This window comes from Curtobacterium sp. MCSS17_016 (assembly GCF_003234255.2).
Classification (GTDB): Bacteria; Actinomycetota; Actinomycetes; order Actinomycetales; family Microbacteriaceae; genus Curtobacterium; species Curtobacterium flaccumfaciens.
Map to the genome: position 1 here is coordinate 3,620,024 of NZ_CP126254.1, position 13,379 is coordinate 3,633,402.

The window sequence follows — 13,379 nt, forward strand, 5'->3', positions numbered from 1 at the left end:
TGGTCAGCCCTTCGCGGCCGTGTCCGAGTCGGCGGTCAGGACGTACACGTAGCCACCGAACGTCCACGTCGTCGCAGCCGCCGCGGCCGGGTCGGTCGAGTCCTGCGAGATGGAGGACGACACCGTGGTGACCAGGAAGAGTCGAGCGCCGTCCTGCATGCCCCCGACGAAGGACAGGGCCTGGTCGAACGACCCGTCGATCGACACGGAGACGGGGATGGCCGAGAAGTTCGCGGCCGAGATCGCCGGGTCGGTCACCGGCGCCGTCGCGGCGCCGGTGGATGCGGCGGTCGGCTCGGGCGTCGCCTCGTCCGGCGCCTCATCCGTCGCCTCGTCCGTCGCTGAGGCCGACGAGTCCTCGGTGCCCGCGGCAGTCGAGGCTGCGACGGGAGCGGTGTACGCCACAGCGTCCGACGTCGTGATCGCGGACACCTTCACACCCGCCCGGGCCGCGACGCTGTCGACAGCACCGTAGAAGGAGGACATGTTCGCACTCGACGGCACCGAGGTGGTGAGCTCCGCGAGTTCCGCCTTCATCGCCGGCAGGGATTTCGCGCGGTCCTTGAGCCGGGCGAGTTCCGCCGCCGTCGTCCGGTTCGTCGCGTCCACCGACACCTGGTCGGTACGGTCACTCGCGGCCTGTGCGAGATGTGGCTGCACGCCGAGGAAGAACCCGGCGAGTGCCACCACGACCATCGCCACGACGGCGAGGAGCATGTTGAGTCGGTTGCGGGTCATCTCACTCGCCCTTGTCCTGGTACTTGCCGTCGAAGGCGGCCTGGTCGACGTGGATCGTCATGTTCACCGTGTACGTGGCCGTCGTCGGGTCGAGCGTGACCGAGTTCGCGGTCGCGTCGACGAAGCCCTTGAGCCCCTTGACGGCATCGAGCCACGACGGAACGGACGGCAGCGTCGGGCTCTGCGCGTCGATGGTCAGGGTCGCGACCCTCTGCCCCTGGAGCGGGGTGTCGGCCTGCGCGTAGGTCTCCAGCGGCGTGGCCGAGTCGATCGCGACGCCGGTGATCTCGACTCCCGCCGGGAGCGACGCCTTCAGCGAAGCGAGGTACGGCTGCCAGGCGATCTCCGTGGCCCCGCCGACGGACTGCGCGGCTTCACGCAGCGCAGTACCGGCCTCCGTGTCCCGGACCTCGCGGTAGTTCGCCTGCTGCTGCAGGAGCGACAGGGTCTCGTCCTGCGCGTGGGTCAGGTCGTCGTGGGCCTGGCTGGACAGGAGGCTGGCTCCGGCGGTCGCGATCCCGACCACGATCGCCACGAGGACGACGCCCGCCCACATCCGACGGACGACACGGCTGCTGCGTCGGTCGGCGAGGACCTCGGTGGGCAGCAGATCGACGCTGGGGCGGCCCCCGACGACGATCTCGCTGGGGGTGGTCCGACGCTGACGTTTGACTCGCTCCGCGGTCTCGGCGGCGACGCGCAGTGCGGGGTCGGGCGCCGCTCCTCGGCGGCGACTCCGTCCAGAGCGCGAGGGCTTCGACTTGGTCGACTGGCTCATGCTGCCTTCCCTCCCGCGGCGAGTCCCCATGCCACGGCGATCGATGCGCCGTGCGCGTGCAGGTCCTCGACGCGGATGGACTTCGCGAGCGCGACGTTCGCGAACGGTGCCCCGAACCGGACGGGCGTCCGGGTGAACTCCGAGAGCGCTGCGGCGAAACCGGGGAGCGCAGCTGCAGCGCCGCAGAGCAGGATCTCGCCCACGGGCTCGGCAGGGTGGGTGTTGACGAAGTAGTTGACGGTGTTGCGGAGACTCGAGAGCAGTTCGCCCATCGTCTCGCGGACCGCCGCGACCGCGAGCGCATCGTCGCCGGTCCGCGCCCGCTCCGGATCCATGCCCAGGTGGCGCTTGACGGCTTCGGCCGCTCCCTCGTCGATCGTCAGCCGGCCGGCGAGGAGCCGCGTGATGTCATCGCCGCCGGTCGGCACGATACGGACGAACTTCGGGACGCCGTCGGTGACGATGACGACGGTCGTCGTGTTGCCGCCGCACTCGACGATGGCCACGGTGCCCGACCGGTTCGCCGGCGCGAGGACACGTGCCAGGGCGAACGGGATGAGGTCGACACCGACCGGCTTGAGCCCGGCGTTCTGCACCGCGCGGACGTTGGCGAGCACGGCGTCCTTCACCGCGGCGACGAGGAGACCGCTCACGGTGGGGCCGTTCTCCCCCGTCTCCTCGCTGGTCGGGTAGAAGTCGAGGATGGCGTCGCCCACGGGCACCGGGAGCATGTCCTGCACCTGGAAGGGCAACGATTCACGGATCTGCGCGATGGGGGCCTTCGGGACCGTCAGGTCGCGCGACAGCACTCGCTGGTTGCCCATGCCGAGCACGACGTCCTTCGAGCGGAAGCGCCCGAGCGACCAGAGCTGTCGGAGCGCACCCGCGACGGTGTTCGGCTCGAGCACCTCCCCCTGCTTCGTCGCGCCCGGGGGCACGGGCACCTCGGCGAACCGCAGGATCGTCGGTCTCGGCTTGTCGGCGTCCTGGACCTCGACAGCACGGATCGCGGCGGCGCCGATGTCGACGCCCACGATGCTCTTCGACATGGGTGGTCCTTCCGTGACCGTCTTCGGGTCGGTCTGGTGGGTCAGCGCGCGACGAGGCGTCAGGCGAGTCCGAGGAGGCGCAGGTAGCCGTCCCATGCGGGGGCACCGACGGCGATGCCGAGCCAGGCACCCGCGAGCATCCAGGGGCCGAACGGGATCCCGCTGCGACGGCCCGCCCGGCGCACGACCAGGAGGACGACTGCGAAGGTACCTCCGAGCAGGAACGCCGCGAAAGAACCCACTGCGAGGGGTCCCCATCCGAGGTACGCCAGCACGAGGCCGAGCACGCCGGCGAGCTTCACGTCACCGAGCCCCATCCCGCCGGGCACCGCCAGCGCGAGCACGAGGTAGACGCCGCCGAGGACGACCAGGCCGATGAGGCCCCGGAGCGCGGCGCCCCAGTCCCCGGACGCCGCCGACGCCGCCAGCAGGAGCACGGGCAGCACGACGTAGGCCGGCAGCACGATCCGGTTCGGCAACGTGTGGGTGTCGAGGTCGATGAGCGTCAACGAGATGCTGATCGCCATCAGGTACAGGAGTGCGACGAGCAGGATCGCAGCGTGGATCGTTCCGGGGACGCCGTCCGGCGCCGCCAGCGGCGACCACGGTGCGAGTACCGAGAGCAGCGTCACCGCGACGAACAGGAGGCCCGTGGCGGCTTCGACGAGCGGGTACCGGGCCGAGATGGGCGCGCCGCAGTCGCGGCACCGGGCGCGCAGGACGAGCCATGAGATCACGGGCACGTTGTCGCGACCTCGGATCGCGTGACTGCATCCGGGGCAGGAGCTGGCCGGCGCGACGACGGACATGCCCGCGGGCACCCGGTACACGACGACGTTCAGGAACGACCCGATCGCGAGACCGAGCACACCGACCAGCGCGGCGACGAGGGGCGCCACCGAGGCGAAGGAAGCCACGGTCACTTCCCCGTCGGGGTGCCGTCGGCGCGGAAGGCCGTCGCGGACTCGGTCTCGGTCGTCACACCGTAGGTGGTCGAGACCGGCTGCAGGAACTTGGGCGGGGCCGAGGACTTGAGTCTGCTGTCGTACGAGTACGCCTTCGCGTACCCCGTCAGCAGGCCGTTGCCGTACGAGGTGCGGACCGAGCCGCGGAACTGCTGGGCGATCGATCCGTAGATCGTGAGGATGCCGAGGTTCGACCCGTACTGGCTGTTCTGGACGTTGAACGTGCCGAGGTTGCTGGCGATGGCCGCGTCGATCTCGATGTTCTTGGTCGGCGCCGTGTTCGTCGAGTAGGAGCTGCTGCCCGTGTTGCAGACCGTGTTCGACCAGCCGGAGTAGCTCGAGCACGACACGGGGTTGTAGACGGAGACCGCCTTCTGCCCGACGAGCCCGAGCATGTCGTCGGAGGTCCGGCCGTTCTGGTAGACGATGTTCCCGGTCACGTAAAGGAAATTCTCTGCGGCGAGGGTCATCTGTCCGCCGAAGGATCCGGACACGAAGGCATCACCGCTGCGGCACCCGTAGTACCCGGCATCCCCGCGCGTTCCGGTGAACTCGCCGTTGAGCGGGTACCCCAGGCCGTTGCCGTAGTCCGAACTCGTCGAGGTCCCCGACTTGACCGTCTGCTGGCAGTAGACCGGCGAACCCGCGTTCACGGTCCCGTTGACCGTGCCGGACGGTGTGGCGCTGGACGCCCAGTAGTTCGGGTCACCGACCGTCGACGGCACGCTCTGCACGTAGACCAGGTTCGCGGGCAGGGTGGGGACGACGGCACCGGTTCCCCGGAGGGCAGCGACCGAGCCGCACAGGGCGTCGTTCCCCGGGCCCGGTGCGATGGCGCTGCCGTTGGCGTTGCCCTTGACCTGTGTGGAGATGGTCCACGGTGAGACCACGCGCATCTTGCCCCCCGCGAGGAAGGTGATGGACGTCGGACCGGTGTAGAGGCACCCGGGCTTCGCCACCTTCTCGGGGATGTCGGTCCGTGCCTCCTGCTTCATGTTCGCGTTGGTGCTCGGCATGGGGAGCGTCCCGACGTTCTTGATCTTCCCGCCGATGAACTTCGTGGACGAGCGGCAGGCGGAGTCGATGGTCGTCGCCTTGCTCGTGTAGAAGAAGTCGGCGGGCCCCGTGTCCTGCACGCTCGAGTTGAACGTCGCTCCGCAGGCGGTGATGACGTCGTTCGACCGGACCGGCCCGTCGAGGACGTCACCGCTGGCGAACGTGACGGCTTCACAGCTGCTGCTGGAGCTCCAGTCGTCGTCGTTGCGGTGGTTCGAGACGCAGCCGGCGTTCGTCAGGCTCGGGTCCTGGGACTCGTAGTTCGTGAAGTACAGGTAGTTGACGAAGCCGTCGCCGCGGAGGTCCACGACGATGGTCCTCGTCGTGGCACCGGCCTTCCCCGTCACGCGCAGGCGGACCTTGCCGGTCGTCGAGTAGTCGGAGTTGTCGACCTCGTACCGGTAGGACTGGTCGGTGCTCCCGACCACGTTCGCCCAGGACCCGTCCTTCGCGGTGCCGAAGGCCTTGTTCGCCGGATCTGCCGTGTAGGTGCTCGTCGACGAGAACGCGGTGCGCACGCCGTACTTGACGTAGGCGTTGTCGGCTGCGAGGCGGCCCTGGTAGTCGGAGAGCCCCGCGTACGCGGCCGCGATCGCCTTGTTGTAGTTCGTGTCGGTCGTCGCTTTCGTCGCACCGCTCGTCGCGGTGGCGACGACGAGGGACAGCACGATCATGAGCACTGCACCGATCCCGATGACGGCCGCGAGGGCGACCCCGCGTTCGTCGTCTCGGGCGCGCAGGCCTCGGAGGATCCGGATGAGCATCATGACTCCGTGGCTGCGCCGTAGTCGAGGTTGCGCAGGTTGATGGTGGCCTGGAACGTGCTGTCGTTGACGGTCACGCCGCCGGTCGACCCCACGGTCATCGCCACGCGGACGGACCGGATCGTGTCGTAGGTGGCATTCGCCGGCGCGGACACGGGGCCGTTGTCGGCGTTGACGTACGAGAAGAGCGTGCCTGCCCGGATCACGTCGGCGAGCCACAGCGTCCGGGTGGCGCCGGTGAACGTGCAGTACCCGCCGGCCGGGCAGTCGCCCCGCTGCAGCTGCATGCGCAGCCGGTTCGACACGACGTCGACCGTCACCTTGGTGAGCCCGGCCCGTGCGCTCGACAGGTCGACACCCGAGTAGAACTGCACGCTCCTGCCCGTGGCGCTCACGAACGCGGGCGCACTGACCGTCTTGCTCACCTGCCACCGCGAGGCCTCACGCAGGTACCGGCTGAGCTGCGTCATCGACGTGGTTCCCTGTCGGGTGCTGTCGTTGACCGAGGACACTGTGCGCTGCGCCTTCGAGATCGACACGAAGAAGCTCCCGACCAGGGTGAGCAGCAGCGACGTCACGAGCATGGCGACGAGGAGCTCCACGAGCGTGATCCCGCGTTGGTCGCCACGCAGACGACGGAGGAGCACGCGCATCAGCTGGCCGGCCTCGGGTCGACGAGGACGACGCCACCGGTGACGGCACCGTTGCTGACCATCGCGGTGTTGGTGGCGGTGAGCGCGAGCGGCGTCGTCGCCGCGCCCGCGGTGCCGCCCGTGAACAGCTTCCAGGTTCCCCACGGCAGGGCGATCGTCATGCTGTCCGACGTCGGCTTCGGGAAGCTCAGGGTCATCCCCTTCGCGCAGCCGGGATCGCCGTTCACGGCTGTGGTGGTCTTCGCGGTGATGAAGAGCGCCTTGTCCGGCTTGGCGAGCGTGATCGCGCCCATGCTGATCGGGATCGGCCCGGTCGCGTCCTTGAACTCCGTCGCCGTCCCCTTCTTGCCGGCCTTGTTGGCGGTCGTCCAGGCACCTGGTTCCGGGCCCAGGCAGGTCGCTGCGGCGTCGGACGACACGTCAGCGGAGTACAGCCCCGCGACCGCCTGGTACCCCGAGGGGAACGGGAACAGGGCCGCGCTCGTCGGGGCGGGGTCCAACACGGTCGTGCCCGACGTCCCGTTGGTGATCGACAAGGGCAGGTTCGTCGGCAGAATCGCGGACGACGCCGGCGAGGTCACGTACTTGAACGAGTAGGTCGTCACCTTGTCGAAGGTGAAGGCAGCGGCACCGGAGCTCCCGACCGACACCGTCACCGACTGCGACGACGGACTCGGCTGTTGGGTCGAGTCGATGTACCCGGTGCGGGCGACCGACACCTTGTAGGTCCCCGGCGGAACACCGGCCACGTAGGTGCAGCCCTCCGCGTCCGTCGCCGGGAACGTGACCCCGGCGGGGCCACCGCTCACGGTCGGCACGATCCCGGAGACGCCGATACCGTTCGCGTTCGTCACGCCGACGAGGATCGAGCCCGTGGTGTCCGAGTTGATGTTCGTGAGTGGAGCGATGGCGCTCGACATCTCGACTTGCTGGGTCCCGGACGCTGCAGCGCTGGTTCTCCAACGAACCGTGACCGTCACGGCCTTGTACGACAGGCTGCCGTCGCCCGTGCCGCAGGCGGTGGCCGCGCCGGACGACCGGGTCCACGAGACCTTCCGGGTCAGGTCGAAGACCTGGTTGCCGACCTGCTTGGTGGCGGTGCCGCTCTTCACGTTGAAGATGCTCGGGGTGTCCCGGAGGTCGTCGATGTCCTCCATCGCGATCGTCGACGCGACCTCTCGAGCACGGGTGTCCTTCGACAGCACCAGCGAGGCGGCGATGCCCGCGGCGATCCCGGCGGCGATCAGGGCGAAGATCGTCATCGCGACCATCACCTCGATGATCGTGAAGCCTTCCTCGCTCTCACGTGCGGAACGCAGTCGCTCGGCGATGCGCGAGATCATGGCGTCCCTTCTGGATGGAGTGGTCGTTCCGATGCTCGTGTGGGCGCCGGCCTCGACGAGGCGGCGCCCACAGAGTTCACAGCGAGTGTCAGCAGGTACCGGCCTTCACGCCGTCGGTCTCGTTGGCGACGAAGGTCTTGCTGGTCGAGCTCGTGCCCTGGATGCAGAAACCGTCGGTGGTCTTCTTGTACGTGATGGCGGTGGTGTTCGAGCTCTTGGTCGCCCCGGCGTTCTTGTAGTCCGTGGTGGTGAGGTCGGCAGTGTCCGGGAAGGCGCCGGTGCCGGACGTCGCGATGCTCACCACGGCGGTCTTCGCGTTGGTGACGTCCGACTTGACTGCCGAGTCCTTCGCGTTGTTCTGCACGCCGATGTACACCGGGATGGCGATCGCGGCGAGGATGCCAATGATGATGACGACGACGAGGAGCTCGATGAGCGTGAAGCCCTTCTCGCCGTCCTTCAGGAGACCCTTGCGGCGAGCGTCGAGCTGGCCCATGAGAGCGAAGTACATGGTTGTTTCCATTCTGCGGGGAATGTCGGGGAAATAGGTTCGGGGCTTGCTCGGCCGCCGCAGATCAGCGTATTGGGGGCACATCGAGCGGCCAATCCCGAGAACGGGGGCCACGCTGGGCACAAAACACCCCCAATGCGGGGGAGGGTCGATATCGACAATGCCCCCGCATGGGGGTGGAATGGCTAGGAAGCGTTCTGCACGACGTTGGTGATCTGGAAGATCGGCATGTACAGCGCGATGATCATCCCGCCCACCACCACCCCCAGGAACGCGATGAGCAGCGGCTCGATCAGCGAGGTGAGGGCATCGGTGGTCGCCTCGACTTCGGCGTCGTAGAACACCGCGATCTTCTCGAGCATGATCTCGAGGGAACCGGCGTCTTCACCGACCGCGACCATCTGCGTCACCATTGCCGGGAAAACCGATTGTGCGGCGAGCGGCACCGCGATTGATTCACCTTTCCGCACGGCCTCTGCGACATTGTCGAGCGCGCGCTTCACGACGAAGTTGTTCGACACTTCCCCGACGATCCGCAATGCCTGCAGAATGGGCACACCGGCGCCGATCATGTTCGAGAAGTTGCGAGCGAACCGAGCAATGACGATCTTCTTCTGCAGCGGACCGAAGACCGGCAGTTTCAGGGTGATCGGATCGATGAACGCTCGGACGCGTTCGGTGTTCTTGTTCGCTCGCCACCACAGCCACGCCAGCACGACGACGATCGCGAGCGGGATCGCGACGTACCGCATGGCGTGTGACAGCGTCACGAGGATCTGCGTCGGCAGCGGGAGCGTGCCGCCGAGCGACGAGAACATGTCCTGGAAGATCGGGACGATGAAGATGAGCATGATGGCGACCGCCACCAGCGACATCACGAGCACGACCACCGGGTAGGTCATCGCCGACTTGATCGTCGAGCGGAGCTTGTGCTCCTTCTCGAAGTTCGTCGCGATGGAGTCCATGGCCTGGTCGAGGAAGCCGCCGGTCTCCCCCGCACGGATCATGTTGATCATGATCGGCGGGAAGTCGACCGGGTACTTCGCGACGGCGTCGGAGAACGAGACGCCGCGCTCGACGTCGTCGCGGACCTTGCCGAGGATGTCCTTGAGCTTCTTGTTCTCGGTCTGGTCGGACAGGATCGTCAGGGTCCGCAGGAGCGAGAGCCCCGAGGTGAGCATCGTCGAGGCCTGTCGCGACATGATCGCGAGGTCCTTGAGGCCGACGCCCTTCTCGAACCCGGGGATCTTGATCTCGGTCTGGAGCCCGGTGCCGGCCTTCGCCTCGGTGATGGCGATCGGTGAGACGCCCATCCCCCGGAGGCGCTGGACGACTGCCCCCTCGGACGCGGCGTCGAGGCGGCCCTTCACGAGCTTGCCGGCGCCGTCACGCCCGCGGTAGTCGAACGCGAGTGACATCAGTAGCCTCCGGAGAACTTGTCGCCGAAGTCGATGCCGCTGGCGGCGATCGCGGCGGCCGAGGAGTCGGACGGGGACTCGACGCGCTGGACGAGCCGGTCGAAGCCCTCTTCGTCGTGCACCTTCTCCATCGCGGCCTTACGCGAGATGGTGCCGACGTTGACCAGTTCGGCGAGGTCCTGGTCCATGGTGTGCATGCCGAGGTCACGGCCGGCCTGCATGGCGGAGGTGATCTGGTAGGTCTTGCCCTCGCGGATGAGGTTGCCGATGGCCGGGGTGATCGTCATGATCTCGGTGGCGACGACCCGGCCGACGCCGTTGGCCTTCGGGACGAGGGTCTGGCAGACGACACCCTGCAGGGTGGCCGCGAGCTGGGTGCGGATCTGCCCCTGCTGGTGCGGCGGGAAGACGTCGATGACGCGGTCGATCGTGCCGGGTGCACTCTGCGTGTGCAGGGTGGCGAACACCAGGTGGCCGGTCTCGGCGGCGGTGAGCGCGACGGAGATGGTCTCGAGGTCGCGGAGCTCACCGATCAGGATGACGTCGGGGTCCTGCCGCAGCACGTGCTTGAGCGCGGAGGCGAAGGAGTGGGTGTCGGCGCCGACCTCGCGCTGGTTGATGATCGACCGCTTGTGGTCGTGCATGAACTCGATCGGGTCCTCGACCGTGACGATGTGGTCGGCACGGCTCTCGTTGACCAGGTCGATGAGCGCGGCGAGGGTGGTCGACTTGCCCGAGCCGGTCGGGCCGGTGACGAGGACCAGGCCGCGGGGCAGGCCGGCGAAGTCACCGACGTGCGCGGGGATGCCGAGCTGCTTGAGCGTCTTGATCCGGGTGGGGATGATGCGGAACGCGGCACCCCAGTTGCCGCGCTGCTGGTAGTAGTTCACGCGGAAGCGGTACTCCGGCGACAGCGAGTACGCGAAGTCGAGCTCCTGGTCGTGGTCGAACTGCCCCGCCTGTTCGACGGACAGCAGCGTCTTGAGTGCCGCGATGACCTTGCCGCGCGACCACGCGCCTCCGGGCACGGCCGGACGGAGCGAGCCGTCGACGCGGACGGTGGGCGGGGCGTCGGCCGTGACGTGCAGGTCGGAGGCCCCCTGGTAGACGACCTGCGCCAGTGCGGTGATGAGGTCGGGGTCGGCGACCTCGCGCGCGTGCCGGGCGAAGTCGATGTCACCGGCCGATGCCGCGGCGGGGGCCGGAGCGGGTGCTGCCGGTGCGGCATGGTGGGCGCCGCTGTAGGCGATGGCCGGCAGCTGCTGGGTCGCCGGTTCGGCGTACCCGTAGGTGGCGGTCGACGACGGCACCGCGGCGGGCGGCGTCGCCGGAGCGGCGGCGGCCTGCGCCACGGGCGCAGCGACCGGACCACCCACGGGCCCGGCAACGGAGCTGGCCACGGCCGTGCCGGTGGGCGCGGGCCACACCGCCGAGTCGTCCGTCAGGTCGTAGACCTGCTCGGGCGGGGTAGCGGCTGCCGCGGCCAGACGCGCGGCACGGCGGGACCCGACTTCGGCGCCCGGGGTGCCGGGGTGCCATCCGGCGACGGGCTCGTCGCCGGGCATGGTGATGTCGTACACGGAGTCGGTCATCTGCTCGTCCTGTTCCCCGGTCACGCGACGACGCGCAGGATCTCGTCGACGCTCGTCATGCCGAGCTTGACCTTCTCGAAGCCGTCCTGGCGGAGCGTGAGCATGCCCTGCTGCTGGGCGACGCGGCTGATCTCCGCGCTCGAGGCACGACCGACGGCGAGCCGCTCGATCTCCTCGGTCACGGTCATGACCTCGTGCAGGGCGATGCGGCCGCGGTAGCCGGTGTTCGAGCAGACGGCGCAGCCGACCGGGGCGAAGAACGCGGGCATCTCGTCGCCGGGGGCCAGGAACCCGAGTGCCCGGAGCTGCTCGATCTCGTACACGGCGGGCGCCTTGCACCGGTCGCACAGCCGGCGTGCGAGTCGCTGGGCGACGACGGAGTCGAGGGCGGACCCGACCAGGAACGGCTCGATGTCCATCTCGGTCAGACGGGTCACGGCCGACGGGGCGTCGTTGGTGTGCAGGGTCGAGAGCACGAGGTGCCCGGTCAGCGACGCCTCGATCGCGATCTGGGCGGTCTCGTGGTCGCGGATCTCACCGAGCAGCACGACGTCGGGGTCGGAGCGGAGGATCGAGCGGAGCGCGGAGGCGAACGTCAGGCCGGCCTTCGGGTTGACCTGCACCTGGTTGATGCCGGCCATCCGGTACTCGACCGGGTCCTCCACCGTGATGACGTTGATCTCGGGCTTCGCCACGGCGTTGAGGGTCGTGTACAGCGTCGTCGACTTGCCCGAACCGGTGGGACCGGTGACCAGGATCATGCCGTACGGCTTCGAGTAGGACCGCTGGTACGCCTGGAAGTTCTGCTCGAGGAGGTTGAGGTCCTTGAGGGTCAGCGAGGTGTTCGTGTTGTCGAGGATCCGCATGACGACCTTCTCGCCCCACACGGTGGGCAGCGTCGCGACACGGAGGTCGATCTGCCGGCCGCCGTGCCGCACGGACATGCGGCCGTCCTGCGGCTTACGACGCTCGGCGATGTCGATGTCGCTCATGATCTTCAGGCGGCTGATCACGCCGTTCTGGATGTTCTTCGGCGCCGGCGCCATCTCGTGCAGCACGCCGTCGATGCGGTACCGGATCCGGACCTCGTGCTCGCCGGGCTCGATGTGGATGTCGGACGCGTGGTCCTGGATGGCCTGCGACACGAGCAGGTTCACGAACCGGACGATCGGGACGTCGTCGAGGGCGCCGTCGGCGATGTCGATCTGCGCCTTCGAGGTCGTCGACGCTTCTTCTTCCAGCGACGACGTCAGGTCGTTCAGCTCGTCGTCGGCGCGCAGGTACCGGTCGAGGGCAGCGACGAGGTCACGCTCCTCGACCTGCAGCGGCTTGATCGCGCGACCAGACGCCGTCCGGGCGTCGTCGATGGCGAGCACGTTCGTGGGGTTCACCATCGCGAGGATGAGCAGATCGCCCTCGAACCCGACGCCGAGCACACCGTGACGACGGCACAGCGCCGCCGGCAGGATCGACACCGCGGTGCCGTCGACGGGGTAGTCGCTCAGCGGGACGGTGCGTGAGTTGTTCGACGCGGCCCGGGCGGTGATGAACTGGGCCTCGCTCACGACGCCCTGGTCGACCAGGCCACGGATGGCGCGCTCGTCGAGGTCCTCGTCACCCGTCATCGCATCGAGGTGCTCGATGGGCAGGGCGCCGTTCAGGATGAGGATCTCGGACAGGGTCGCCATGAGTCCCGTGCCTCCTTGGACTCGCGCACGGCGAGACGTCGTCGGGTGATGCGCCACCAGGGATGTGGCGCCCGACCACGCTACTTCTGGGGCCCTCGCCGACCGCAGTCCCAGAAAGAGGGGGCGGAGGGGGTCCGGCTGCACCCAGAACTGGGGTCCACGACCGGTTCGGCCCCGGTCCGGGGGACGCCTCGGCCGGTTCGCGGTGGTCGTCGGAGGGTGCATGTCCGCCAGCCTCCCGGACCCCGCACCGCTCCCGGAGCCCTGGCGAGCAGTCCGTGGAGAACGTCGGCTTCACACGTGGCTGTGGAGGAACGACGCCGCCGTCCGACGCGGGCCGGACAGCGCGGCACCGCGGAATCCCTCTCGACGCGCGCCCCCACCCGGGCACATGATGAGTCATGGACATCACGAGCGTGACCGTGGGGTTGCCCGTCAGCGACATCGAGGCGTCCTGCCTCTGGTACGGCGCGGTCTTCGAGCGCACCGAGCCGGACCTCGAGCCCGAGGACGGCGTCGCCGAGTACGAGGTCGGCGGCATCTGGATCCAGCTCTACGTCGACGAACAGGCCGAGGAGAACCCGGTCAGCGTCCGCTTCGGCGTCGACGACGTCGCCGCGCAGCACGCACGCATCGGCGCGCTCGGCATCGACATCGGCCCCGTCGAGTGCGTCGACGGGGCGGTCGACTGGTTCGACGTCCGCGACCCCGACGGCAACGTGCTGAGCCTGTTCTCGCTGGTCGACGAGACCGGACGCGGTTCCGGCCGCGACAACGGCGCGGGCCGCGCGCTCTAGCCGCGACCCCACGGCGGACGGGAGGCC

General features: G+C 68.8%; 12 protein-coding genes. 1 reads left to right on the forward strand and 11 read right to left on the reverse strand.

Annotated elements, in window-relative coordinates; genetic code table 11:
• Positions 1–3: 3 nt before the first annotated feature.
• The 11 genes from DEJ19_RS17050 to DEJ19_RS17100 form a co-directional block, all read right to left on the reverse strand.
• A complete protein-coding gene (locus tag DEJ19_RS17050) occupies positions 4–738 on the reverse strand; it encodes a hypothetical protein (protein ID WP_111232647.1) in 735 nt (244 codons plus the stop codon).
• A 1-nt stretch (position 739) separates the two neighbouring features.
• Positions 740–1,516, reverse strand: coding sequence for a PilN family protein (locus DEJ19_RS17055; RefSeq protein WP_111094816.1), 777 nt, complete (start codon positions 1,514–1,516; stop codon positions 740–742).
• Positions 1,513–2,565: a type IV pilus assembly protein PilM gene (pilM, locus tag DEJ19_RS17060; RefSeq protein WP_110893921.1), complete on the reverse strand. Its 1,053-nt coding sequence runs from the start codon at positions 2,563–2,565 to the stop codon at positions 1,513–1,515. Before pilM ends, DEJ19_RS17055 begins: the two co-directional genes overlap by 4 nt.
• Before the next feature lie 59 nt (positions 2,566–2,624).
• Positions 2,625–3,488 carry a prepilin peptidase gene (locus DEJ19_RS17065; protein WP_375334575.1) on the reverse strand — a complete coding sequence of 288 codons (864 nt, stop codon included), beginning with the start codon at positions 3,486–3,488 and terminating at the stop codon, positions 2,625–2,627.
• Positions 3,485–5,353 (reverse strand): hypothetical protein, encoded by a 1,869-nt coding sequence (locus DEJ19_RS17070; protein WP_146250613.1) that lies wholly within the window; start codon positions 5,351–5,353, stop codon positions 3,485–3,487. Before DEJ19_RS17070 ends, DEJ19_RS17065 begins: the two co-directional genes overlap by 4 nt.
• Positions 5,350–6,003, reverse strand: a complete 654-nt coding sequence (locus DEJ19_RS17075; protein ID WP_111232645.1) for a PilW family protein — start codon at positions 6,001–6,003, stop codon at positions 5,350–5,352. Before DEJ19_RS17075 ends, DEJ19_RS17070 begins: the two co-directional genes overlap by 4 nt.
• Positions 6,003–7,346, reverse strand: a complete 1,344-nt coding sequence (locus DEJ19_RS17080) for a carboxypeptidase-like regulatory domain-containing protein (protein WP_111094812.1) — start codon at positions 7,344–7,346, stop codon at positions 6,003–6,005. The genes DEJ19_RS17075 and DEJ19_RS17080 overlap by 1 nt, the downstream gene beginning before the upstream one ends.
• Before the next feature lie 88 nt (positions 7,347–7,434).
• The gene (locus DEJ19_RS17085; protein WP_284176571.1) at positions 7,435–7,857 is read right to left on the reverse strand and encodes a type II secretion system protein; all 423 of its coding nucleotides are present in this window, start codon (positions 7,855–7,857) and stop codon (positions 7,435–7,437) included.
• Positions 7,858–8,042: 185 nt separating this feature from the next.
• Positions 8,043–9,275 carry a type II secretion system F family protein gene (locus tag DEJ19_RS17090; protein WP_111023277.1) on the reverse strand — a complete coding sequence of 411 codons (1,233 nt, stop codon included), beginning with the start codon at positions 9,273–9,275 and terminating at the stop codon, positions 8,043–8,045.
• Complete coding sequence (locus DEJ19_RS17095) at positions 9,275–10,867, reverse strand: type IV pilus twitching motility protein PilT (RefSeq protein ID WP_284176572.1); 1,593 nt, start codon at positions 10,865–10,867, stop codon at positions 9,275–9,277. The genes DEJ19_RS17090 and DEJ19_RS17095 overlap by 1 nt, the downstream gene beginning before the upstream one ends.
• Positions 10,868–10,887: 20 nt before the next feature.
• Positions 10,888–12,555, reverse strand: a complete 1,668-nt coding sequence (locus DEJ19_RS17100) for a GspE/PulE family protein (protein ID WP_111023276.1) — start codon at positions 12,553–12,555, stop codon at positions 10,888–10,890.
• Positions 12,556–12,956: 401 nt separating this feature from the next.
• Between DEJ19_RS17100 and DEJ19_RS17105 the strand changes: the two genes are divergently transcribed.
• A complete protein-coding gene (locus DEJ19_RS17105) occupies positions 12,957–13,352 on the forward strand; it encodes a VOC family protein (protein WP_071245506.1) in 396 nt (131 codons plus the stop codon).
• Positions 13,353–13,379 lie beyond the last annotated feature (27 nt).